The organism is Sulfophobococcus zilligii, assembly GCF_055398255.1.
Genome location: NZ_AP042406.1, coordinates 1,041,967 through 1,065,030 on the forward strand (window position 1 = coordinate 1,041,967; position 23,064 = coordinate 1,065,030).

The following is a 23,064-nucleotide window of genomic DNA, read 5'->3' on the forward strand; positions in this document are numbered from 1 at the left end:
ACTATCCACCCATAAACTCTTCTACTATTACAACCTCGTCTTTTTCACTAACTCTATAGTTATAGTTCTCCACGGGTTTTCCATTAACAACTACTATGATTCCAGTAGAGTTCTCCAAGTAGTCTTGAAATAGAGATAGTAGCTCCTCAATACTCGCTTCATTGTGTTCAATACACTTTGTAATCCCACGGGGTATTAGTTTAACACAGACCACGGTAATCCCTTTCAACCACCAGATTTAACAGTGTATACTACTACTTCATCGTTTTTCTTTAATACATCTTCTTCTGTTAGAACAGTGTTGTCTCTGAGAACGAGGTGTTCCGACATAGATAAACCGAGTTTTTCAAGTAGTTCTCTAACAGTTAATTCTTCTGCATCGATTTCAATAACAGTATTGGATTCAAGTATTTTTACTCTAACCATGATGGTTCTCCTCTGGTGGTTTAACATAGTACACTATTTTTCCATCGTGGAAGTCCCTTATAACATGGCGTGCGGCTTCTTCTATTAATGGTTCTTTTGTCTTCTTGTAAAACCATCCTCTAGCTACTGCTATATTCTCTAGTATTTCTAGCGGGTTTTTTGATTCAATACCGTATGCATGTAGAAACGCGTTTGGATTGTGTTCTAGGATTTTTTGAATAAGCTGTATGGCTGGGAGCACGGGGTCTTCGAGTTTTTCTGGTGGGTAACCCCTTATTATTTTCTCGAGGGTGTCTCCTTCAACTGGTAGTATTCCGGGAGTATCGATCATTAGGATATTGGGGTCTACTCTATACAATTGAAATGTCCTCGTGTATCCTGGGCTTCCAGGATAAGGACTCGTACTTGCAGAGTGTTTGCCTTTTAATGCATTGATAATAGATGATTTTCCAACTTTTGGATACCCGATTACTGATACTATTGTAGGTAGTGATGGAGCAATTTTTTTAATAGCTCGTCTTAGTTTAATAGTTCCCATTTTACGGGCGGCAGCAATGTATACTGTTGGTAACCCCATTTTAGACTCGAAGTATTCTTTCCAGTCTTCTGCTATACTTCTAGGTATTAAATCACACTTGTTGAGTACAATGAGTATTTTCTTACCGTGTTTTTCGACTATTCGTACAAGTCTATTGCTGAAAGTAGCGAGGGGGTCTCTTGCATCTAATACGTGGAGTATAACGTCTGATCTTGACACAATACTATTGATCTGCCCCCATGAAGCAATAATTATTCCTCCAGGGCTAGTCCTCGCTCCCCAAGTAGTTTTCAAATCTAAACACCTCTTCTGGTGGTAGAATACTCAACCAGTCTATTCTAACTCCTGGTTCTAGTATTGTATGGCCCCTTATAACAGAGCATATTAGGTTTGCTACTTCTTCTGGTTTTGTATTAGAAGTATCTATTTCGTATACTTTACTAGCGCCAAATGCTTCAACGGCATTATATGCGACTACTCCAAGTATTTCTGCCATTACGTTTTCATTTATTTTCCTCTTGCTCCAATTTCTCTCCATTAGTCTTTTCTCTAGGATTAAAGGGTTTGTTCTGAGTATGAATACTGCTTCTACTAAGTCGCTTGGTATTATTTCTGGATAGTGGGTTTGAATAACTAGGTGTCCCTCAAGCTCTCTTGACATGTTTTCAAGGTAGTCTATAAGTTTCTCCTCGTCTATTACATAGGTATTTCTCTCTGCATCATAGTATTGAATAAATCCTTTTTCAATGGCTAGATCACTTAGATTAACAGATTGTAATCCACATTTTTCTACGAGTAAACGGGTAATACTTGTTTTACCCGTACCCGGTGTTCCAGCTATAATTATGGCTTTTCCCACTTTGTCCAGCCTTTCCTCTTCTCTTTAATCCACTATAGGTTTTTAATACCCTTTTAGATTTATAACACATTTATAGTGGTGTATTGAGTTGAGTAATCAGAACAGTGTTAAACATGTTGGAGAAATAGCTTATGTAATACCAAAACTTAAACAGGGAGAAGAAGTTCTCTCTGTGACTACTAGTGTCTGTCCTTATTGTTATAGAGTTCTCCCCTCGGTTATTGTTGAACGCGATGGCAAAGTATATATTCGTAAAGTATGCCCCGAACACGGCGAGATAGAAGAATTATACTATGGAGATTCAGCATTCTATAAGAGAGTAACCAAGTTCATCGAGGAGGGTAGGGGAACAAGACATGTTTACACACCTGTTAAAACTGTTTGCCCCTTTAACTGTGGACTCTGCGCTATGCATAAACAACACACTGCACTAGTAAACCTCGTTGCAACTAATAGATGCGATCTCAGTTGCTGGTACTGCTTCTTCTACTCTGAAGCAGCTGGATATGTTTACGAGCCGACACTGGATCAAATAAGAGAAATGGTTAGAAATATAAAGAAACAAGGTGTAACAGTAGCAATCCAGATTACTGGTGGAGAACCACTTCTAAGAGAAGACCTTGTAGAAATAGTTAAACTCCTCAGAGAAGAAGGCGTTAGACACATACAGTTAAACACTAATGGATTAAAATTCGCCAGGCTATACCTCGAAGACCCTGTTAAAGCAGTTGAATACGCTAGGTCTCTAAGACAGGCGGGAGTAAACACTATATACATTAGCTTTGACGGTGTAACCCCGAGAACAAACCCGAAGAACCACTGGGAGATACCATTTATCTTCGAGGTATTTAGACAAGCAGGAATGACAAGTGTAGTTCTAGTTCCCACAGTAATAAAGGGTGTTAATACAGATGAGCTAGGAGACATTGTTAGATTTGCAGCTAGAAACATGGATATTGTCCGAGCTGTAAACTTCCAACCAGTGAGTCTAACTGGTTTTATGAAGAGATTTGAACGCGAGAAATACAGGATTACAATACCAGAAGTAGCCAAGTTAATCGAAGAACAAACAAACGGAGAGATAACACGTGAAGACTGGTTCCCCGTTAACGCTAGTGCAGTATTCTCGAGGTTTATTGAGGGCTTTAGTGGAGAATTCAAATTTGAAATGTCTAATCATCCAATATGTGGAGTAGGAACATATGTATATGTTGAGAAAAAGAACTCGGAGTTGAAGTTAATACCAATAACGAGGTTTATAGATGTAGAGGGTCTTCTCGAATACTTGAGAGAGAAGTGGAGTGATCTCATCAGCGGCTCAAGTAGAATAATAACTGGTATGAAGTTACTGTATTCAATTGGTAAATTCATAGATAGAGAAAAAGCACCCAAGGAATTCGACATCTACAAAATACTAGTCAATATCATTGTAAAAAGAGACTACGAGGCACTAGGAGAACTACACTATAAACTCTTGTTTATCGGTCAAATGCACTTCATGGACCTCTACAACTACGATATTCAGAGAGTGCAGAGGTGTAATATACACTATTCAACACCAGATGGAAGACTAATACCGTTCTGTGCATACAACATATTCGACGATGTATACAGAGACAAAATACTCAAAGAATACAGTATTCCACTAGAAGAATACTCAAAGAAGTACAATCTACCAGGAAACACAGTAGCATTAAAACACGTAAGAGACGTGAGAAAACTAGAATCCCACGAACTATACAAGAAGACGTATGCAGACTTCCTCAAGAATAAAACCTAGACTCTTTTTACAAATCCGGGTTTAACATACACCACGACGAAACAACACTGTATTTCTACTTCTCCTATCCTAATAAACAAACTCCAAGTATGCTTTAACCTCGAGGATACCAGGAGGCATCTGTGTATCTAGAATTAAGTAGAAGAGAAGGAGGCCGCGGGCCCGCCGGGATTTGAACCCGGGACCTACGGGTTAAAAGCCCGCCGCTCTACCAAGCTGAGCTACGGGCCCTCCGGTTAATGTAGAATTGGTATCAGGGTTTAAAAATAATTTTGCATTGACCCCCACGGAGAAGTTTAAAAAACTCTTAATACAATCACTATTATATAGAAGTAGCCGGGTCGTCTAGCGGCCAAGGATGCGGGGCTCTGGCCGAGAAGGGAGAGCCCCCGTGACCGGGGTTCGAATCCCCGCCCGGCTACTTCCTACTTTCTCCTGTGTGGGCTCTTCGTTGAAAGAGATATTAGTTTAGATGATTATTGTGCTTCAAGAGGTGTAATTATGTATTCTAGTACCAAGCTGGTTTATCAATACGACTCCTATATTAGAGAATACGAGGCGGTAGTTACCCGGGTTGTAGGCGACTTGGTTTTCCTAGACTCCACAATATTCCATCCTAGGAGTGGTGGTGTAGACCACGATAAAGGCTACTTGTTTTTTGACGGTAATAGAGTGGATGTCGTTGAGGTCTTTATAGACAAGGAGACTGGAGATGTAGCACACAGGATTTCTCCACGAGTAGACCTAGCTCCTGGTAGTAGAGTAAAAATGATTTTAGACTGGGAGAGACGGTATAGGTTAATGAGGCTTCACACCGCTGCACACATTCTCTCAGCAATAATGTATAGTGAGTATGGTGCACTAGTCTCTGGTGGAAACATCAACCCTGAATACGCCTACGACGACTACACCATTGAGAAATTTGAAAAAGAATTATTCGTGAAAGTAGTAGAAAAAGCAAACGAGGTTGTAAAGAGAGATATAGAGGTAAAGATATACTGGCTTCCAAGAGAAGAAGCATTGAAAATACCGGGTGTTGTTAAACTAGCTGAGAGAATGCCTCCAGATGTAAAAGAGCTAAGAATTGTTGAAATACCGGGTGTGGATATACAAGCAGATGGAGGTCCCCACGTCAAGAAGACAAGTGAGATTGGCGAGATAGTATTCTTGAAAGCTGAAAACAAGGGTAAAAACAAGAAGAGATTATACTTTACTGTTAAACCATGAAACCAAATTGTAGAAGGAACCCTCGAAGCCAGGGGATTCTTCACCACTCCGCGGGTAGTCTCCCGACGGAGCTTCATCGGGCCCTGTTAATCCAATAATTGAATCCCTTTATATTCACTGCCACAGAGGAATAATCAGCCGCGGCCTTTTTCTTCACTGTTCAGACCGCTGAAAGCTCATCACTCAAATAATTCTACATACTGCACGCTTATAAAGAGGGTATATGGCTTTAACTAGTGGTAAAACTATTAAGAGGGATTCAGAGACATATGTATAATGAGTGCCGGGGTGCCCGAGCGGCCTAAGGGGGTGGGCTCGAGCGCGTGTTCCAGCGTTGTGGTGTGGGAGACCCACTGCCCCCTTGCGGGGCGCGCGGGTTCGAATCCCGCCCCCGGCGCTATATTTCTATGTGTGGTGTGTCTTTGACTACTCTTAGTATTATGCTTGTCACTGATCTCTTTATGTATGGATTTCTAAGTGTTTTCTTTATAAAGGCGTCGAGTTCACTGACGGATTTAAACACGCTTATTACTGCTATATCGTATTCTCCAGTTATATCGTAGACTGCTTTTACATTTGGTTCTCTACTTAGTGCTTCTTCTACTTCAAAAATGTGTGCTCCATCTACTTGGAGGAGTGTTAATGCGTAGACGTCATAGCCTAGTTTAGAGTAGTCTATTATTACAGTGTATTCTTTAATTACACTGTTTTTCTCTAGTTTTTTAATTCTAGAGTGTATTAGTGATGGTGCTTTTTTAAGGAGGCTTGCTATTTCTCGAATACTAATCTTTGAATTTTTACGTAGTATTCTAATTATTTCGAGGTCTAAGTCGTCCAGGTTTAATCTGCTTTGTAGTGGACGCAGTTCAACCACCTCTTCTACACTTAGTTGTGGGATTTGAACAATTGTACATATATACCTATCGCAATATTTAAAAAATGTTCATTTTTCATTAAAACACCATTAACAAATCTCCAAATTTCTCAATGCGGTGATTGAATGAGTGTTATAATGGATGATATTAAATGGGTTGAAATACACTATACAGACCTTCTTGGTAGATTGAGAGTAGTTGTAGTGAAATACAATGATGGTAGAATAATGTCTGGTGTTGATGGAAGTAGTATTGGAGTTGAAGAGATAGAGGAAAGCGATGTCTTCGTGGTAGGAGACCGTGAAACACTTAGAAAACTACCCTGGAATAACGGGTTTGCAAGAGTAATTGGAAACATATATAGAGACAGTGATACAATACACCCACTAGATTCGAGAAATATCGCTAAAAATGTAGGGGAATACGTAGTAAGAGAATACGGGTTAACCCCCCTTGTCGGCGTGGAGCTAGAGTACTTTGTATTTAAAGAGTGTAGAGTAGAATATAAACCACCATTTTCAGCACTATATACAGTCAAACCTCTGGATAGATCAATTAAAGGCGTATCTAGTGGATACCACGTATTCAATGGTGAACTAGACTCGTATAGAAACGAGGTTGTAGAAGTCTTAGCTAAATGGTTTAATATAGATGTAAAATGCCACCACCACGAGGTTGCATCAAGCCAGGTAGAAATAACACTAGCGCCTGATAGTCCAGTTAAAACGGGAGATAGTGTTCAAACAGTAAAATATATTGCTCGTAGGGTAGCTGAGCGGAGAGGCTACTATGCCTGCTTTACACCGAAGCCGCTACCCGGCGAGAACGGTTCTGGTCAACACATACATATCAGCTTGTGGAGAAATACTGAAAATGTATTTAGTGACTCGAATGATACGTATGGATTGAGTCAAACAGCTAGGTATTTTATTGGTGGATTAATATCACACGCTAGAGCGCTTGCAGCACTAGTCGCTCCATCTGTTAATAGCTATAAGAGATTAATACCAGGCTATGAAGCACCAGTATATGTTTTCTGGGGTTTCAAGAATAGAAGCACATGTATCCGTGTACCACTCGTAAATAATGGCAGTAGTACAAGAATAGAGTTTAGAACACCAGATCCAACCTGTAATCCATACCTTGCAATTTCAGCTGTAATTATGGCTGGACTAGATGGAATAAAAAAGAAGATAGACCCAGGCGATCCAGTAGATGAAAACATATATAGTCTTAGAAAAGTCCCACGTGAAAAAAGACTACCAGCATCACTACTAGAAGCACTAGAAGAACTAGAAAACGATAATGAATTCCTCAAACCAGTTTTTCCAAGGGAGTTAATAGAGAAATACATTGAAGCTAAAAAGAGAGAGTACATAGAGGTAAATCAACACCCGTCACCAATAGAAATACTAATGTATAGCTAGTTAATTCTATAAATCGTGTAAGAGAAAGATAATTCTAGATAAACAAGTTGATGTAGCAATTAGTCAAGTCTATTGGTTCTTGAGGGTCACTGCGTTAATAAGATCTTGATTTTAAAATCCTAGAGTAAATAATAATTTACGGTGGGGAATACGTCAATAGAGCAAACATCTCGGTCTAACACACTTGTCCTTGAAGGACTTAGAAACCTTAAATCAGCCTCTCTATTTCAGATAATTGCGTGGATTTTATCGTTGATTGCTATTGTAGTGTTTGTTGTGGGCTGGATAACGGCTATAATACAGTCGATAAAAACATTTATTACGTTTGGTGCTTACCCAGGTGGTATATTTGGCGGGTTTATTGGCTTGGGATTGGTGGTTGCGGAATTGATTCTATCTATAATAGGAATAACTTTATCAATAATTAGTGTATTCTACCTCTTAAGTTCTGTAAAGAAATTTGTAGATTGGAAGCCAATTGATTTCTCTACTCCACGTAAATTACTAATTGGATATCTCTACGGCGTAATAATATTATTGATCGGTATAGTAGTCGCCGCGGTATTGTTGTTTACTGGAATACCATCACTCGCTTTAACAATGGGTGTTGCTTTCACAGTAGGTGGGCTAATATTTCTATTCGTTGGTTGGATAGGTCTAATAATACTCTTCTTCCGTTTGAAAGACGTATTTAATTCTTCGTTGTTTCTAATAGCTGGAATATTAGTGGCATTATTTATAGCAGTAATTCCACAACTAGTAGCATGGATCCTCGTATACGTCGAGACTAGTACACTAGAAAAGAAAATAGAGTCTGGTTTAATTCAACTCTAAAAGTAAGTGTGTAGTAGTTTATAGATAAATTTTATTTAAATCTTTTTTCAACTATGCAGGTATAATTTCACGAGGCTCTATTCTTCTTAATACTTCATCGTATTTGAGGTATGCTGCTGAGGAGTAATAATCCTATTACAATGCCTCCAAAAATAAATCCCATTATCATCCAAACGTGTGTTTTTTCTTTTGCTCTTTGATAATTTCTCATTTCAACTAGTCTAATTATCTCTTTGCAGTTTACGTATATTACGTATATCAATATGTCTATAATACCAGGTATGAGAAGGAAAACTCCAAAAAGTAATGTTGCTAATCCAATAATCAACAGTATTATTCCAAACACTAGTGCGAGAATGCCAGATACTTTGACTAGTGTTTTAATAGTATCTACTTCTGGTGGAATTGATTGCAGTGTACCTAGTTGCATACTCCCACATTTAGTATATATCAGAGTGAAAGTAAATACTTAGAAACTACGTGTTTAGACTTGATAGTGTGTTATTGACCACTTAAATGTAGAGATCTGGTCATTTACTCCGTGGTATAGATATATTCGTGAACAAAAAAGTACATTCTTGGTGGTGATATATGAGTTCAGAGAGAGGGAGCCAGGAAAGCAGTGAGAAAAAAGAGTGGGTTGTCAAGAGAATAGAGGAGTTAATTGCCAGGATTGAAAAGAACCTAGAGGAACTAGAGAAACAGGAGATACCTAATAAACGAGAACTCATTGAGAAATTGAGTGATATAGTCGAGGAACTTGAAGACGCTGTAGATAGATTTGAAAGCCATCCGGAACTAGAACTATTAGAATTGAAAGAAGTAACCAATATGCTTAGAGTACTAGGCGATGTGGGACGCGACATTATTGGCTCAGTTATTGGTAAACTAATGGAGTTAATGGATGGAAAGAGACTGGGCGAGAATATATCTGCACTATATACGAGTTTAAAGAATGCTGGTATGCCAGACCCGATAATACAAGAGATAATTAAAGACTATGTAAACAAAGCGCTATCAATGGCTAATATTGGAGAGATCGTTGAGAAATTATTGCCTGTAATTACACAGAGGAAAGTAGAGAAGGAAGAAAAAGAATAGTAAAATCTAGAGAAAGGTTAGTTTTTCATGGATGAAAACAGGGGTAGCAATGATACACTATCTCAACTCGAAGAATTACTCGAAATACTTGAAATACTAGCTCGTAGAATAGATAGACTGGAACAATTAATTAAATCTATGAAGTCTCCATATTATAGTGATCAAAACCTACTCTTCAATTTCCTGTCTTTTTTAAAAGCACCGTCTCTCATTGTTTTCCAATCTCTACTTAGAGCTTGGATGGTTCTTACACGTATTGGAAGGACTGATCCTATAACAGAGTCAATTATCTATGTGCTCTCGGATTGCAGGGAGAAGAGTATTTCAGAGGTTTATAGAGGTGTAAAACAACTAAGAGGAAAGGCTTCACGTAGAATAGTGGCTAGAAAAATAAGGCTTCTAGAAGCCAGTGGAGTGGTTGTAAATAAGGGTAGTGAGAAGAGGCCTAGGTATACACTGAGAGAGTGTAGAGAGTGAACTACATTGAAGAAAGTAAAAATGATTATTGTAATTGTAACACTAATACTAGTAGCAATAGTCTTATTATTCAAGTTTACACTCTGGTATATCACTGTAAAAATAAAACTCTGGTATCACTTTAGAACAGGCCTCTATAGATTAAAACAAACACTGAGAAAAACCGGCTTATCGAGCGAGTTAAGTAAATACATTATCTCTGTTTACAATGAACAATGGAGAAATCTACGCTCAAGCTTATCAATTAAAACACTTATTAAAACACTCAACGAGCTTAGTAGGGGCGGGACTTCATCACCCGCTCAGATCCCGGAGTCTAAGTCCTCTGCATCCATTTATAATAAATAGTAAATAGGCCCGGTTTAAATGATTAATTACCCTTTATTGGAAATTAATAAATGGGATGAAGAAGGCTGTACTCGCCGATAAGTGACGAATCCGTTGAATACTGACCAATACTACATCATCTTATAACGTATTACTTTAAAGACTCGTTAATAAGTGAATTAGTAAAAAGTTGAACAATATATGAAAATTAAAAAGAGATAGTTTTTTACTCTGTATAGTGAGGATTTAAACAAGGTCTCCGTGAACCTATATTCATAAGGGTATATATCTAGTGGTTTTTCACAGTGATTATATAGAGCTTTTAAAGTCGGGTTTTTCTACTAGTTTACTGTTAACTACTCATCTTGTAGCCTAGGTTTTTAACCTCGGTGTGTTTATTAGGTATTTAGGGTTTTGAAATGCTTAGTAGTGTTTTACTAATAATTACATCTATCTACGTAGTAACTGCATTAATGTATATTATAAGACTAGTTAAAGGCCCTACAATACCAGACCGTGTTTTAGCTCTAGACGCACTTAGTTTTGATTTAGCAGTATTTCTCGCTCTTTTATCAATAATCCTTGAAAACCCCATTTTAGTCTCTGGTGTAATACCTCTTGTTTTATGGATTCATGCAATAGATATATTTGTATCTAAATACCTCGAGGCAAGAGAGATGGGTGAGTGAATTGAATCTTGTTTTCTATGGTATTGGATTGGGATTGATTGCTATAGGTTCTTTCTTCGAGGTGGTTGGAGCTATAGGTGTTTTAAAACTACCAAGCTTCTTTCTAAGACTACATGCTTTAACAGTTAGTTGTATAGGTGGATCCATTCTTCCACTACTAGGTGTTGCTATTTTAGCAATTGGACTGGAAGAAATGGGTTCTCAAAGACTATTTATAACAGCTATATGTCTTATTAGCGTGTTTATAATACTCATACTTGCTCCAAGTGGTTCTCACTCTCTTGCACGAGCAGCATATAATTCGAATACTGCACCTAAACAACCACTTGAATACGATGCTTTAAGTCGCGGGGTGAATAAGGATTGAATATAGTTGTTTTACCATACCTCCTCGTTATAATATGTTCTTTAACTTCAACGTTTCTAGCTTATTTAATAGTAAAAGAGAGGAATTTAGTAGTTGCTATTTTACTACTACTAGGTCAGGGTATATTCCACTCACTCCTCTACTATCTCTTAATGGCTCCAGACCTCTTTATAACTTATATACCTGTATCAGTAGGGATTACACCACTACTCTTATTTCTATTGATAAAGAAGACGGAGTGGAGAGAATATGATTAAAAGAGATGTTTTAGTAGCATTTTCACTTTCACTACTTGTACTATCAATATCTCTAATCATATGGCTTGAAGGATATATTAGAATAGCCACACCTATAATTAGTAGTCTAGGTGAATCATATCTCTACTATTCATATAACCCCTGGTATTCTAATTACACATCGTTTTCTCTCAACGTGGTTTCAGCAATAATATGGGATTATAGAGGATTCGACACTTTTCTTGAAACAACAGTGCTTATGGCTTCAATAATAGCTATTTACACGCTTCTACGTGGATTTGAGGAGAAAGTATTTTTACAACCAAAAGGACTATCTACAATTACAAAAACAGCTACTAAAATCGTTATTCCATTAATAATAGCATATGCATTAGCAATAGCTACTCATGGACAACTCACTCCTGGTGGAGGATTTCAAGGTGGTGCAACACTAGCTGTTATATCATCTCTAATTATAGCTGTTTACTCACTTGAATTCCTCTATTACATGGGTTATAGATCAAAGAGACTCGTTGTAATTAGAGGATTGTGTTTAATTGGATTAATAATAGTTGCTATTACTCCCTTGTTAATAGGGTTTATATTGAATACTAAATCCTATATCTTCCAGAATATGAGTAAAGAAGACTCTTTTATATCAATGCCTTCATTTCTCTTCGATGCACCATTAGCGGGTTCAATCTTCTTTTACAATGTATTTGAATTACTCATTGTTTTCACAGGTCTTACAACAGCTTTGATGCTATTGTCTCTTAGAGATGTAGAGTTGAAGAAGGCATTTGAGGTTAGAGAAGTCTATGAGTGAAGTTTTTATTCAATTAGCATTTAGAACATCGATTATTGCATTTATAGTAAATATTGCTATTGCAATGTATGGTGTTTATACAAGACCATCTCTTATAAAGAAGTTTATATGTCTCATTATGTTTACTGATGCAATTAATTTATTTGCCTTATTTATTGGTTTTAGAGTTGTCAATAATACTTATCCAAAACCCCCTGTTTTAATAAGAGAACCTGTTTCACCTGGGGAATTAGAAGAGTTTAAATACATTGCAGTTGATCCATTGCCTCAAGCACTTGTATTAACAGCGATCGTTATTAGTCTAGCTGTTTTCATGTTTGTAATTGGTTTAATTCTAGTTTACTATGAACACTATGGTACAACTAGTATTAAAGCAATGAGGAGTGGTGGTGTTGAAGAGGTTTTTGAATAAACTCTTTGTATTCACTATAATACTAGTCTTCTTTATTATTTCAACTGGGTCGTTTAAGTATTATACATTAGTTATAGGTGTAATTGTATCGGCTATTACAACTTATTTATTTGAATCAAGTATAGTAAAAAAGACACTTAGATTATATGATGTCTTAAAACTCCTATACTTGTTTAAATACATAGTTTACTTTGTAAAAGCAGAAATACATGCACATTTGGAACTAGTAGAGATAATTTTATTTAATAAACCAATTAAACCCGCTATTGTAGCAGTACCCTACCACGTAGAATCAGATTATGGTGTTACATTAATAGCATTAACAGTGACTAATACACCTGGTACAATAGTATTAAATATCGATACGAATTCAAAACTCATGTATATCCACTGGATAAATGCATCTACATTTAACCCTGATGAAGCAAGATTGATAATTACAAGTGGTTTTGAAAAACTCGTAGAGAAGATTTTTGGTTGAGAATTATGGAGTATCTTATTGGACTACTTCCATTCTTCCTCGTAGCTGTATCAGTGATAATACTACTTATACCAATATTAAACAAGAGTTGGAAATCTCAAAGACTCGTTGAATTACTATCTCTTACTACGAGTGGAATAGCTGTTATTATGAGTCTACTTGTTTTAATCAATGTTGTTGAAAATAGAGTTGTATCTTATCGTTTCGCTGGGTTTAAACCACCACTTGGAATAGTCTACACTGTGGATTTACTAAGCTCACTCCTCGGCTTTCTATCAATGACTGCTTTGTTTTTAACAGTACTTTATAGTAAGTGGTTTATTATATCGGAGTGGAAGTACTTATACTACTCACTACTCTTCCTTCTCTCAGCTGGTTCTATTAGTTGTTTTTACACAGGAGATATATTCAACCTCTTTGTTTCAATAGAGCTTCTCTCAATATCTGCTTATGGATTAGTAGCTTTCTATAGGAGTAAACCAACTGCTATTGTAGCTTCATTGAGGTATGCTATGACTGGTATAGTTGCGACATCAATATATTTTTTCGCTGTAGTATTGATTTATAGTGCTTTCGGAACTCTCAATATGGCTGATATAGCTCTTAAACTACGTAATCCAAACGCGATTACTCCATTTTCCCAGAGTGTACTAGGCGATATTGTTTTAACTTCTAAAATAGCATTTTCTCTAATGGTCTGGGTTTTTCTATTCAAAACCGGTATTCTACCAATAGGGTTTACATGGCAACCCCATGTCTACTCTGAAGCACCTCTACCAATATCAGCTGGTTTTACAGCAATAGCTGATAGTATAGGTATTTACTTATTCATGAGGTTTTTTACTACTATTCTAGGATGGGGTGTTATTGAAGAACTAGTTGTTTTTAGAATAACGCTTTTTTCATTTATACAAGTATTAGCTATTATTTCAGCATTTATATCGGTATTGTTAATGATTGTTGAAAAAGACATTAAAAAACTCATTACTTACAGTACAATTTCACAATTTAGTCTCGCTCTCCTAGGAATTACACTAGATAATGTATTTGGAGTTGTATCAGCAATTCTACTATTGATATCAAATATTCTAGGGGATGCTGTATTATTTTATCTAGCTGGATTGTTAATTATTGGATGTGGACGTAGTATAAATTGTATAGCGGTATTGAAAAATAGTAAGTCAATGGTTTTCTCACTAGTAGTAGCTATATTGAATTTGTTTGGAGTACTACCAGTAACAATTGGTTTCTGGGGTAAAGCACTATTGGTTCTAGCTGGAATTAATAAATCGATTACTCTACCCATTATAGTCCTAGTAGTATCGGGTATTTCAGCTATAGGTTACTTCAAGCTTCTACATGTAATGTATACGTATAAGGCAGTTACACGAAGTGATCAGGAATTAAGAAACACGGTTATTCCAAAAACAATTATTTTACTCCTTAGTACAACTCTCATTGTTCTTGGATTGCTATTCACTCTATATGAGCCATTTAGAATCTTCATAATAAATGTAGGGGAGGATTTACTAGGTAATTATAGAGAGTATATTGTTAAAAGTATTGGAGTAGAAGGGTTGATTTAATTGATGAAGATAGTAGTTGCAAATGGTGTTAAATATGGAGTTTATAGATTTACAGAGATATAGTGTATTTGTAATTTCAATGCTAGTAATATATCTTGGAAACACATTTTACAAACCATTTTCCAAGCAGTTCTACTGGTTGCTTACTAAGTTTATTGGATACTCTTTAATCTCTATTCTCATCTTACTCCCTCCCTTTGAAACTACTCAGATAATGTTTATTCTTATTACACTACCTCTAAGTCTCATTACATCTCTCTTTTCAGTTGAATACTCCTATATGAAGTATACATCGAGATCTCTTGTCTTTTTCACAGACCTTCTTGCTTTAACGATGATAATGACTTTTGCATCGAAGTATCTACTTGAACTAGTATTATTCTGGCTTGCAACAGAACTCGTTGGTTTTATATTAATTGCTTATGACGCCTTTGTTGGAGTAAATCCAGAGGCTATAAGGGCTTCACTTAGATACCTTGTTTTCTCTATGATACCAACTGATATAGCACTTTTTACACTTCTTGCATTGACTGGGTTAAATCCAGCTTTAACACAGTATATATGGAGACTCGACTTGAATTTTACACATCCGGTTTTAACAGCTCTTATTATCCTGGGTTTTATGTCTAAAGCGGCTTTAATACCACTACACTTCTGGCTACCAGATGCGCATAGCATGGCGCCTGCACCAGTCTCTTCTCTACTATCTGGTATAATGATTAAAATGGGTGTATATGGTATTCTACTATTAACTAATTACACTATTGATATTGAATTAGCACATAGTATACTCATAGCTTCTGGTTGTTTAACAGCTGTTTATGGTGGACTACAAGCTATTTTCCAAGAAGACGCTAAGAGGCTTTTAGCATATAGTAGTATATCTCATATGGGTGTTATTGCAATACTAACAGCTATTTACCTTAAAACACGTGATCCACTAGCATACTATGGAATAATAGCATATACTGCAACACACGCTGTATTTAAAACAACTCTCTTCATGGATACAGGTGTTATTGAAGTAGTATTTCACGAGAGAAGAATCGATAAATTAGGATTTGTTTATAGAGTTCTACCATTGGAATCACTAGCTGCCTCTTTCTCAATACTTGCAATGCTTGGACTACCACCTACAATTGGATTTTTTGCTAAGTTATGGATGTTTTCAACAGTAATTCATGAAATTACTTTGAACTACATATATCTACTTGTACTCCTAGTTTTATCAATAGAAGTTGCTCTCTCTATTGTCTACTCGGCAAAATATCTACAAATACATGTAAAACCAGGTAGTAGTGTAGAAGTCTCCATAGGGGGATTTATAAAGAACCTAGTATACTATGTTTTAATGGGGTCTATTACTTCTCTATTTTTTACACCAGTAATATTTATTGAAACTAGTAGGGAAATAGTAGGTGATGTATTAGCTTTGTTCACATTGTTGCTACCAATAGTGGTTATATTGCTTATTGGAACATATATTTTAATCAAGGAGATTATAAAATGAAAGTAGAGTATACAAGTAAAACCAGTGTTTTTCACTCTATGTACAGAGGATTATTGAAATACCCTCAGGGTCTACTAGTTACAGTGTTTCTCCTTGTATTAACTGGATTTATTATTTCTACATGGGGTTTAATTAGTGGAGATATCTATGTCTTAGAATACTCATTGAAACTATTTATTGTAGCAATTTCTATACTAGTACTTTTAGAACTACATCGTGATATGAGTAGAGTATTTGAATTATTTTTTCTAACTACACTACTCATAGTATTAAATTACATAGTATACATTAAACTCAATAACTTAGTTTATGCTTTTATTTTTCTATTACACATTGTATTGATTACTCTCTGGATTCAAATAACTACTCTATTGTATTCTACTCTAAAAAAATATGTTTATTTATTAACTATGTTATCTACTTACATAGTTACATCGCACTACATTGTAGTCTTACATTACTCATCATACTTATTGGTTTACATTGCCTTATTGATTTCTATTATAGCTACTTTACTATATGTTTTAATACTACGTATTCTAGATACTATTGTCTCTTTGTATAGGAATACTACTGGTGATTTATTTACTAGGTTTACAGTGTTTCTGAGAAGTATAAGTGTATTATGGATTTCAATTAATAAGTATATCAATTCATTTAAAAAGCTAGTAGTTAAAATAGTGATGTTTCATAGATTTAATTATACTCCATATATATCTAAACTAATACTAGTATTGAAGTATGTTAGTTCATGGAAATACCTGGATTTCAAAAATTTCAAATATACTATTCAATACCCCTCTAAGAAAACCATGTTTAAATCAATAGAGAGATCGATCAATATTGAAAAACTACTAAGCGGAATAACGGGGTTTTACAGGGGGTTAGAAGATAGAGTAATTGAAGGGGTTAAATCTAGAATTGTAGAGGGTATTGAGATATTGCATCGTGTATTTGAATACTCACTTGTTACAAATACTTTGATTCTAGGTCTTTTAATACTACTGGCTCTAGTAATCTATATTCTACTAGTTACTTAGATTTATCTACTAGCTGGTGGGATATGTCTAAACTCAATAGTAGTGTATTAAATAGTTTTTAACTAGATTTCTCATGGGGGCAGAAATGTTTATTAGGGTCTGCTAGGGTTTTTTATTGTTGGTTGGGGTGATGGGAGCGTTGCTCCAAGCCCCGCGGGGATAAACGTAGATGGGAGCCCCGTGCCGTTGGGCTCGACAGCCACCCATGAACCCACAGCGGTCTCCAAAGCCCTGTGGGCGAGGTGGAAGTCCCTAGAGGCAACCCCAAAACAATAAAGAATGACCCTCTAGGGACAAACGGCTTGTTTGAAGATATCTCGTTTCTACGAGTCTATAGGTGATTCTAGAACTAGGTGTTTAGTGTGTGAGAGAAAGTGTGTTCTCCCTAATGGTGTCACGGGTGTTTGTGGTAACTATGTTAACACTAGTGGTGTTTTGTATCATAGGGGTTATGGTAGACTAAGTGCTATTGAGAGTAGGCCTATAGAGATAAAACCACTGTATCACTACTGGCCTGGTTCAACCGCACTAACCTATAGTAATTATGGCTGTAACTTCTATTGTCCATGGTGTCAAAACGACCATTTAAGCTTTGTTAAACCAAGTGGTAGCGAGGAATATATTCCACCAGAGAAACTCGTAGAACTAGCTGTTTTAAAAGGTGATGAGGGGTTATCAGCTAGTTTCAATGAGCCATTGACTAATCTAGACTACGTCGTGGATGCTACTGAAATAGCTGTTAAACACGGATTGTATTCAATGATGGTTACAAACATGTATTTTACAGTTAAGTCTTTGAAGACTGTTCTCGATGCAGGTGTAGATGGTTTCTCAGCTGATATAAAAGGCTGTCCACAAATGAAGAGGGCTCTTGTCGGAGTAGACCATGAAGTAGTATTTAGAAATGCGAGGATAGCACTAGATCACGGTGCACATGTTGAAATAGTATACCTAGTAGTAACAAACACCAATGACTTCAAAGAGTGTTATGAGTGGATTATAAGTAAACACCTAGACTACCTGGGGCTGGAGGTCCCCCTACACGTAAACCGCTACCACCCTGCACACAGGTGGAGAGAGCCGCCAACACCAATTAGTAAACTACTAGAGATTAGAGAATACGCTTTGCAACAGGGATTGAAATACGTGTATGTAGGGAATACCTGGAATCCCGACTACGAGTCTACAAAGTGCCCGAGGTGTGGTAAAACACTGATCTATAGGAGTGGGTATAGAGTATTAGACTTCAAACTAGATAGTAGTAGTGGTAGATACAAGTGTCCTAGGTGTGGAGAAGTAATACCAATAAAAGGGAGGTATGTAGAAAAACACTTCTACTAGGAGTTAAAGTGCGGGGGGTGGGATTTGAACCCACGCAGGCCTACGCCAGCGGATCTCTCCTGGGCCATTGGATCTTGAGTCCGCCCCCTTTGGCCAGGCTCGGGCACCCCCGCACCCATTATACTATTTAGTTTTAGAGGGGTCTTTTAATCATGTTTAATTGAGTCTACCGCGTAGCTTGTTAAAGCTATTTAAAAGGGGTGACGTGTTAAATCAATAAGAGGTGTTTAAGCTATGCCTCTAAGGCCTGCTAGGTGTTATACCAAGTTTAGTGGGCCGCCATACACTAGAAAAGAGTATATTCCAGGAGTTCCAATGCCAAAGATAACCAAGTTTGAAATGGGAGATATACATAAAGACTATGATTATGAACTCGCATTAGTTGTAGAAGAAGCTGGTCAAATTAGACACAACGCGCTTGAATCAGCACGTGTAAATGCATTAAAGAGGATTTCAACAATAGCTGGTGAAAACAACTACTACTTAAAGGTAAAAGTATATCCACACCACGTTATACGTGAAAACAAAATGCTAGCGTTCGCCGGTGCAGACCGTCTACAAGAAGGAATGAGATTAGCATTTGGTAAACCAGTTGGAACAGCTGCTAGAGTCTATCCAGGCCAGGAAATCATTGTATTAAGAGTCTTTAAAAACCACTTGGCAGCGGCGAAAGACGCTTTGAGAATAGCTGCTTCAAAACTACCATTGCCAACGAGAATAGTTGTAAGACCATTAAAAGAAGGTCTTCCACCAGCTGGCTAGACAAGGAGAAAAACATATTGAACCAAGAGTTTTTAACTTGTGGTAGCTACGAAGTATATATTGCCCCCCTCTTGAAAATACTTAGAGAAACTGAAAAGCCATTAAGAATACTTCTCCAAGCACCTGATGGATTAAAACATGTTTATGAATGCCTCTCTCTATTCCTCAGTGATTCTACTAGGAGAGTTGAAGTCTACCTATCTGCAAGTCCGAGTTTTGGAGCATGTGATCTACCAGTAGATGAAGCAGTAGTTCTAGGTGTTGATTTAATAGTACACATTGGCCACGAAAAATACGAGTTAGCAGAATATGAGTGGAATAATATACCTGTAGTATACCTTCCAGTATTCTATAATGGAGTGGTCGATGAAAGTCTTTTCATTAATCTCCGTAGAGTACTCGAAGAAAACAAGTATTATAGGATTACAGTTTCTTCGAGTCTAGTAGAATCTAAATTGAAGAATAAAATAGCTGAGTATTTACTGAGTAGTGGTTTTACAGTATACAATGTGAGTAAACCAGTAATTGGTTGTTTCTACTCTAATGTACTCGTATATGATAGAGAAGTTGATGCACACTTAGTTGTAGTAGGAGGAGTGTTTCACCCACTAGGTCTAGCGCTCTCTTCTACTAAACCAGTAATAGGAGTAGACCCGTATATGAATAGAGTTTGGAGTGTGAGTGAAGAAGCCGTTAAAGTACTTAAACGAAGATTCTACGAGATCTATAGAGCAAGAAATGCGGGAGGTAAACTGGGCTTGATTATTGGTGCTAGGTTTTCACAGTATAGGCCGAAGCTAGTTGAATACCTTGAGAGACTGGCCGTGGATTCTGGTTATAGAGTATATAGAGTTACAGCTGGATATCTAGATGTAAACCGGCTTGTAGCTATAGATGATGCTTTGAAACTAGACTTGTATGTTGTAACTAGTTGTCCTAGACTACCAATAGACGACTTGAATGAATTCTATAAGCCTGTTTTAACTCCCGGCGAGTTTATAGCTATGGTTCGTGGTTTAGATAGATATATTTATCCATGGTGATCTCTATTAATACGCCGAGAAGCAAATCAGAACTAGAAATGTTTTTATCTCCATATTCAACGATTCCAGGCTCGAGATTGTTCAAGAGAGAACTTGAACAATATCAAACACCAACAAGTCTAGCAGCTCATGCAGCGTGGATTTTATACATGAAGAAGAAGACTGCGTCCTCGACAATACTGGATTTAGGGTGTGGTACTGGTATATTGTCAATAGCTACTCTACTAGTAGGAGCTAGGAGAAGTATTTGTGTAGATATCGACTGGGATTTACTGGTTGTTGCAATAGAGTTTGTATCTAGAAACTACGCTGGGCTAGTATATAGATTGATATTTATTATGGGAGATGTTGTAGACATGGTTTTTACAGGTGTAGATGTTGTATTAATGAATCCCCCATTTGGGGTTTATAGAGAGAATAGGGGACTAGACCTTGATTTTCTACAAGTAGCAGTTGCAAGTGCAGGTGTTGTCTACAGTTTTCACAAGTATTCTGAGGGCCTGGTTGAAATTATTAAGTCTCTAGCTAGTAAATATGGATTTGAAATAGCATGGTTTGAAATACTGGATTTTCAAATACCAATGATTTATAGTAGGCATAAACGTAGAATCTACAGGGTAAAAACACTGTTTATAGGCTTGGAGAAAAAGGTGTTGTAGAAATGAGTTTTGTAGTTCCAGGCGAAGTACTGGCAACAGAGGAGGAAGCCATTCCAATTAGAGGAGCATATATTGATGGAAAGGGCTATATAAGGTCAACGATAATAGGTCTCGCCACGCTAGACAGGTATAAAAAGAATATTGATGTAAAACCACTAGTTAAAAGAGAGTTGACTCTAAAACCAAATAGTATTGTTGAAGGATTGGTTACAAGTGCTTCTGACGAAGTGGCAATTGTAAAAATTTATAGTACGCAAGATCAAAACACTAGAGTAGAAGCCGTAGGACTACTACATATTTCACAAATAACTAGTGAATATATTACTAGTCTACTAGACTATGTTAGACCAGGCGATATAGTCAAAGCAAGGGTATTGAATTCTACTCCGCCATATTTATTATCAATTAAAGAACCATCAACAGGTGTATTAACAGCTCAGTGTTCAAATTGTGGTGGAACACTTTACCTACACCAAGCTGGATATCTAGTATGTAAATCGTGTGGGAGACAGGAGAAGAGAAAATTAGCTGTTGGATATTTATATGTATTGAGGTGAGTGATTGCCTCTCGTTAAAAGAAAACTATTTGTTCCCTGTAGAGAAGACGAGTGTTTTAAACTATACGAGTTGTTGAAAGAAAAAATGCCATCTGTAAACTACGCGTCTTTCGATGTAACTGAAAAAGGATTGTTAATAGAAGTTTATGGTTATGAATCAGATGTAAAGGAGTTATGGTTTGAAATAAAAAGACTCGTCGGCCCACTAAAAGAAATCACGAGGAAGAGTGGAGTTAGAAAGTATAGCGTCGACTTAATAACCAAAATGATTAAAAAGACTTTTCCACCAAGAGTTCTAATAGAAGTATTGAAAAGACTAAACTACTATGCAGACTTACTTGAGGGTGAAAACCAGCTAGCTACAAATGCATCGTTTGAAGAAGTAGTTAGACTAGCAGAGAAAACAGCTGATTTAAACAATGAAGCTTCTCGTGTAGCGGGCAATACATCGACGAGGAATTACATAGTAGCTCTCTGTATTATCACGGGTTTATCAATTGATGAAATAGTTAAAGAGTCACTAGAGCAGGGACTACTATCTCAAAACGAGAGTGGTAAATATATTGTGACACGTGATTGGCGTAGTGCACTAGACGTGTTTTTAAAAAGCACTAGAAGATAATATGAACTTGTATCGAGGTGTGCTTTATGGAGATAAAAATAGTTTCTAAAACAGAGAGGGAACTAGTTTTAGAAATTAAGGGAGAAGACCATACACTAGGAAATCTATTAATGAAAGAAGCATTGAAACACCCAGGTGTAGAGTATGCATCATATAGAATACCCCACCCACTAAAAGACATAATGGAGTTTACAATTATCGTCAAAGAAGGCAACGACTTATCCCGTGTATTAAAAGAAATACTTGATAAACTAAGAAGCGAAGTAGTAGAATTTAGAAAACTCGTTGAGGAATCCCTGGGACAAGAATGAAACTAGAAGCACGGATTTTAACATATGTAATTGGAGAATACTACGCGGTATTTGCTACATATAGGCGTTTATTCCTCGAGGAATTGTTTATTGTAGAGAGTAGAGTATACAATTTAAGCCGTGTTCTCATAGAGAAAATGAAAACTATTAACGAGGTAACCTACGTATTACCCTGTAAAACAAGTAAATACGATGCATTGTTTTCTCTACCAGGGTTTAAAGTAGTTGAAGGCAGTGATGAGATATTATTGAAAAACACTCATTGTAGACTAGTTGAGCTTTTATCGCGTCTACTAGATAAAAGGGGCTTAATTATGCCTAGTGATATAGAGCTTATCGTAGATGTTGTTTCACAAAACAATTCGTGGTGGTAGTTATGGTTAAAATATGCCCTAGATGTGGAGGAATAATGAAACCTGCTAAAGAAAATGGAAAAACAGTAATGGTTTGTAGTAGATGTGGATATAAAATAGAAGCAAATAATACTGCATCTATGAAGATAACGAGTAAGATAGAACACAGCGCTAAGGAGAAAACAATTATTTTAGACGGCCAAGTCGACGTGTCCAAACTCCCAATAACTAGAGAAGTAACATGTAAAAAGTGTGGTGCACATGAAGCCTACTACTGGGTTATACAGACAAGAGCAGCTGATGAACCACCAACAAGGTTCTATAAGTGTGTTAAATGCGGCTTTGTCTGGAGAGAATACGAGTAGTGTTGATAAACTATTGTGATTAATATTAAAACA

Annotated in this window: 31 protein-coding genes and 4 tRNA genes; 27 read left to right on the forward strand and 8 right to left on the reverse strand. The window is 36.8% G+C overall.

Annotated elements, in window-relative coordinates:
• Position 1: 1 nt before the first annotated feature.
• The 4 genes from ACZ5YP_RS05940 to ACZ5YP_RS05955 are packed head-to-tail and all read right to left on the reverse strand — an operon-like array spanning position 2 to position 1,823.
• Entirely contained in the window at positions 2 to 229 is a 228-nt protein-coding gene (locus tag ACZ5YP_RS05940) for a hypothetical protein (protein ID WP_464834834.1), read from the reverse strand.
• Positions 226 to 426 (reverse strand): MoaD/ThiS family protein, encoded by a 201-nt coding sequence (locus tag ACZ5YP_RS05945; protein WP_464834835.1) that lies wholly within the window; start codon positions 424 to 426, stop codon positions 226 to 228. The genes ACZ5YP_RS05940 and ACZ5YP_RS05945 overlap by 4 nt, the downstream gene beginning before the upstream one ends.
• Positions 419 to 1,258 (reverse strand): GTPase, encoded by an 840-nt coding sequence (locus ACZ5YP_RS05950; protein WP_464834836.1) that lies wholly within the window; start codon positions 1,256 to 1,258, stop codon positions 419 to 421. The genes ACZ5YP_RS05945 and ACZ5YP_RS05950 overlap by 8 nt, the downstream gene beginning before the upstream one ends.
• Positions 1,230 to 1,823 carry an adenylate kinase family protein gene (locus ACZ5YP_RS05955; protein ID WP_464834837.1) on the reverse strand — a complete coding sequence of 198 codons (594 nt, stop codon included), beginning with the start codon at positions 1,821 to 1,823 and terminating at the stop codon, positions 1,230 to 1,232. Before ACZ5YP_RS05955 ends, ACZ5YP_RS05950 begins: the two co-directional genes overlap by 29 nt.
• A gap of 88 nt (positions 1,824 to 1,911) precedes the next feature.
• On the opposite strand from ACZ5YP_RS05955, the gene tes reads away from it, so the two are divergent.
• The gene (gene tes / locus ACZ5YP_RS05960) at positions 1,912 to 3,603 is read left to right on the forward strand and encodes a tetraether lipid synthase Tes (protein ID WP_464834838.1); all 1,692 of its coding nucleotides are present in this window, start codon (positions 1,912 to 1,914) and stop codon (positions 3,601 to 3,603) included.
• A 157-nt stretch (positions 3,604 to 3,760) separates the two neighbouring features.
• Here tes and ACZ5YP_RS05965 read toward each other — a convergent pair.
• A tRNA-Lys gene (locus ACZ5YP_RS05965) sits at positions 3,761 to 3,834 on the reverse strand.
• Between the two features lie 103 nt (positions 3,835 to 3,937).
• Between ACZ5YP_RS05965 and ACZ5YP_RS05970 the strand changes: the two genes are divergently transcribed.
• The 3 genes from ACZ5YP_RS05970 (at position 3,938) to ACZ5YP_RS05980 (ending at position 5,227) form a co-directional block, all read left to right on the forward strand.
• Positions 3,938 to 4,024: transfer RNA gene (locus ACZ5YP_RS05970), tRNA-Gln, on the forward strand.
• An 80-nt stretch (positions 4,025 to 4,104) separates the two neighbouring features.
• Complete coding sequence (alaXM, locus tag ACZ5YP_RS05975; protein ID WP_464834839.1) at positions 4,105 to 4,830, forward strand: alanyl-tRNA editing protein AlaXM; 726 nt, start codon at positions 4,105 to 4,107, stop codon at positions 4,828 to 4,830.
• A gap of 282 nt (positions 4,831 to 5,112) precedes the next feature.
• Positions 5,113 to 5,227 (forward strand) — tRNA-Ser (locus ACZ5YP_RS05980).
• On the opposite strand, the gene ACZ5YP_RS05985 is transcribed toward ACZ5YP_RS05980, so the two are convergent.
• Positions 5,228 to 5,704 carry an Lrp/AsnC family transcriptional regulator gene (locus ACZ5YP_RS05985; RefSeq protein ID WP_464834840.1) on the reverse strand — a complete coding sequence of 159 codons (477 nt, stop codon included), beginning with the start codon at positions 5,702 to 5,704 and terminating at the stop codon, positions 5,228 to 5,230. It abuts the tRNA gene before it with no gap.
• A gap of 126 nt (positions 5,705 to 5,830) precedes the next feature.
• Here ACZ5YP_RS05985 and glnA point away from each other — a divergent pair, with 126 nt between their 5' ends.
• Positions 5,831 to 7,132 carry a type I glutamate--ammonia ligase gene (glnA, locus tag ACZ5YP_RS05990; protein WP_464834841.1) on the forward strand — a complete coding sequence of 434 codons (1,302 nt, stop codon included), beginning with the start codon at positions 5,831 to 5,833 and terminating at the stop codon, positions 7,130 to 7,132.
• A gap of 141 nt (positions 7,133 to 7,273) precedes the next feature.
• On the forward strand, positions 7,274 to 7,966 hold the full coding sequence (locus ACZ5YP_RS05995; protein ID WP_464834842.1) for a DUF973 family protein: 693 nt from the start codon (positions 7,274 to 7,276) through the stop codon (positions 7,964 to 7,966).
• A 94-nt stretch (positions 7,967 to 8,060) separates the two neighbouring features.
• Here the strand turns inward: ACZ5YP_RS05995 and ACZ5YP_RS06000 are convergent, their stop codons facing one another.
• Entirely contained in the window at positions 8,061 to 8,396 is a 336-nt protein-coding gene (locus ACZ5YP_RS06000) for a hypothetical protein (RefSeq protein WP_464834843.1), read from the reverse strand.
• A 161-nt stretch (positions 8,397 to 8,557) separates the two neighbouring features.
• On the opposite strand from ACZ5YP_RS06000, the gene ACZ5YP_RS06005 reads away from it, so the two are divergent.
• The 13 genes from ACZ5YP_RS06005 (at position 8,558) to ACZ5YP_RS06065 (ending at position 18,359) form a co-directional block, all read left to right on the forward strand.
• A complete protein-coding gene (locus ACZ5YP_RS06005; RefSeq protein ID WP_464834844.1) occupies positions 8,558 to 9,067 on the forward strand; it encodes a hypothetical protein in 510 nt (169 codons plus the stop codon).
• Between the two features lie 27 nt (positions 9,068 to 9,094).
• The gene (locus tag ACZ5YP_RS06010; RefSeq protein WP_464834845.1) at positions 9,095 to 9,544 is read left to right on the forward strand and encodes an ArsR family transcriptional regulator; all 450 of its coding nucleotides are present in this window, start codon (positions 9,095 to 9,097) and stop codon (positions 9,542 to 9,544) included.
• A 6-nt stretch (positions 9,545 to 9,550) separates the two neighbouring features.
• Positions 9,551 to 9,892 (forward strand): hypothetical protein, encoded by a 342-nt coding sequence (locus ACZ5YP_RS06015; protein WP_464834846.1) that lies wholly within the window; start codon positions 9,551 to 9,553, stop codon positions 9,890 to 9,892.
• A gap of 398 nt (positions 9,893 to 10,290) precedes the next feature.
• Positions 10,291 to 10,560: an MrpF/PhaF family protein gene (locus tag ACZ5YP_RS06020; RefSeq protein WP_464834847.1), complete on the forward strand. Its 270-nt coding sequence runs from the start codon at positions 10,291 to 10,293 to the stop codon at positions 10,558 to 10,560.
• Between the two features lies 1 nt (position 10,561).
• The gene (gene mnhG / locus ACZ5YP_RS06025; RefSeq protein WP_464834848.1) at positions 10,562 to 10,927 is read left to right on the forward strand and encodes a monovalent cation/H(+) antiporter subunit G; all 366 of its coding nucleotides are present in this window, start codon (positions 10,562 to 10,564) and stop codon (positions 10,925 to 10,927) included.
• Entirely contained in the window at positions 10,924 to 11,184 is a 261-nt protein-coding gene (locus tag ACZ5YP_RS06030) for a hydrogenase subunit MbhD domain-containing protein (protein ID WP_464834849.1), read from the forward strand. The genes mnhG and ACZ5YP_RS06030 overlap by 4 nt, the downstream gene beginning before the upstream one ends.
• Positions 11,177 to 11,989: a hydrogen gas-evolving membrane-bound hydrogenase subunit E gene (gene mbhE / locus ACZ5YP_RS06035; RefSeq protein ID WP_464834850.1), complete on the forward strand. Its 813-nt coding sequence runs from the start codon at positions 11,177 to 11,179 to the stop codon at positions 11,987 to 11,989. Before ACZ5YP_RS06030 ends, mbhE begins: the two co-directional genes overlap by 8 nt.
• Positions 11,982 to 12,401: a sodium:proton antiporter gene (locus tag ACZ5YP_RS06040; RefSeq protein ID WP_464834851.1), complete on the forward strand. Its 420-nt coding sequence runs from the start codon at positions 11,982 to 11,984 to the stop codon at positions 12,399 to 12,401. Before mbhE ends, ACZ5YP_RS06040 begins: the two co-directional genes overlap by 8 nt.
• Positions 12,394 to 12,882 carry a Na+/H+ antiporter subunit E gene (locus ACZ5YP_RS06045; RefSeq protein ID WP_464834852.1) on the forward strand — a complete coding sequence of 163 codons (489 nt, stop codon included), beginning with the start codon at positions 12,394 to 12,396 and terminating at the stop codon, positions 12,880 to 12,882. Before ACZ5YP_RS06040 ends, ACZ5YP_RS06045 begins: the two co-directional genes overlap by 8 nt.
• Before the next feature lie 5 nt (positions 12,883 to 12,887).
• The gene (locus tag ACZ5YP_RS06050) at positions 12,888 to 14,468 is read left to right on the forward strand and encodes a proton-conducting transporter transmembrane domain-containing protein (protein WP_464834853.1); all 1,581 of its coding nucleotides are present in this window, start codon (positions 12,888 to 12,890) and stop codon (positions 14,466 to 14,468) included.
• 34 nt (positions 14,469 to 14,502) lie between these two features.
• A complete protein-coding gene (locus ACZ5YP_RS06055) occupies positions 14,503 to 15,978 on the forward strand; it encodes a complex I subunit 5 family protein (RefSeq protein ID WP_464834854.1) in 1,476 nt (491 codons plus the stop codon).
• Entirely contained in the window at positions 15,975 to 17,018 is a 1,044-nt protein-coding gene (locus tag ACZ5YP_RS06060; protein WP_464834855.1) for a hypothetical protein, read from the forward strand. Before ACZ5YP_RS06055 ends, ACZ5YP_RS06060 begins: the two co-directional genes overlap by 4 nt.
• A 435-nt stretch (positions 17,019 to 17,453) precedes the next feature.
• Entirely contained in the window at positions 17,454 to 18,359 is a 906-nt protein-coding gene (locus tag ACZ5YP_RS06065; RefSeq protein ID WP_464834856.1) for a radical SAM protein, read from the forward strand.
• A gap of 9 nt (positions 18,360 to 18,368) precedes the next feature.
• Here ACZ5YP_RS06065 and ACZ5YP_RS06070 read toward each other — a convergent pair.
• Positions 18,369 to 18,472: transfer RNA gene (locus ACZ5YP_RS06070), tRNA-Leu, on the reverse strand.
• Positions 18,473 to 18,593: 121 nt separating this feature from the next.
• Between ACZ5YP_RS06070 and ACZ5YP_RS06075 the strand changes: the two genes are divergently transcribed.
• The 8 genes from ACZ5YP_RS06075 to ACZ5YP_RS06110 are packed head-to-tail and all read left to right on the forward strand — an operon-like array spanning position 18,594 to position 23,031.
• On the forward strand, positions 18,594 to 19,121 hold the full coding sequence (locus tag ACZ5YP_RS06075; RefSeq protein ID WP_464834857.1) for a 50S ribosomal protein L16: 528 nt from the start codon (positions 18,594 to 18,596) through the stop codon (positions 19,119 to 19,121).
• 17 nt (positions 19,122 to 19,138) lie between these two features.
• Positions 19,139 to 20,164 (forward strand): diphthamide biosynthesis enzyme Dph2, encoded by a 1,026-nt coding sequence (gene dph2, locus ACZ5YP_RS06080; RefSeq protein WP_464834858.1) that lies wholly within the window; start codon positions 19,139 to 19,141, stop codon positions 20,162 to 20,164.
• Positions 20,158 to 20,823 carry an METTL5 family protein gene (locus ACZ5YP_RS06085; protein ID WP_464834859.1) on the forward strand — a complete coding sequence of 222 codons (666 nt, stop codon included), beginning with the start codon at positions 20,158 to 20,160 and terminating at the stop codon, positions 20,821 to 20,823. Before dph2 ends, ACZ5YP_RS06085 begins: the two co-directional genes overlap by 7 nt.
• 2 nt (positions 20,824 to 20,825) lie before the next feature.
• Complete coding sequence (locus tag ACZ5YP_RS06090) at positions 20,826 to 21,380, forward strand: exosome complex RNA-binding protein Csl4 (protein ID WP_464834860.1); 555 nt, start codon at positions 20,826 to 20,828, stop codon at positions 21,378 to 21,380.
• A gap of 4 nt (positions 21,381 to 21,384) precedes the next feature.
• A complete protein-coding gene (locus ACZ5YP_RS06095; protein WP_464834861.1) occupies positions 21,385 to 22,002 on the forward strand; it encodes a DUF2067 family protein in 618 nt (205 codons plus the stop codon).
• A gap of 26 nt (positions 22,003 to 22,028) precedes the next feature.
• The gene (locus ACZ5YP_RS06100; protein WP_464834862.1) at positions 22,029 to 22,313 is read left to right on the forward strand and encodes a DNA-directed RNA polymerase subunit L; all 285 of its coding nucleotides are present in this window, start codon (positions 22,029 to 22,031) and stop codon (positions 22,311 to 22,313) included.
• The gene (locus ACZ5YP_RS06105) at positions 22,310 to 22,687 is read left to right on the forward strand and encodes a hypothetical protein (RefSeq protein ID WP_464834863.1); all 378 of its coding nucleotides are present in this window, start codon (positions 22,310 to 22,312) and stop codon (positions 22,685 to 22,687) included. The genes ACZ5YP_RS06100 and ACZ5YP_RS06105 overlap by 4 nt, the downstream gene beginning before the upstream one ends.
• Positions 22,688 to 22,689: 2 nt before the next feature.
• Entirely contained in the window at positions 22,690 to 23,031 is a 342-nt protein-coding gene (locus tag ACZ5YP_RS06110) for a transcription factor S (protein WP_464834864.1), read from the forward strand.
• Positions 23,032 to 23,064: the final 33 nt, after the last annotated feature.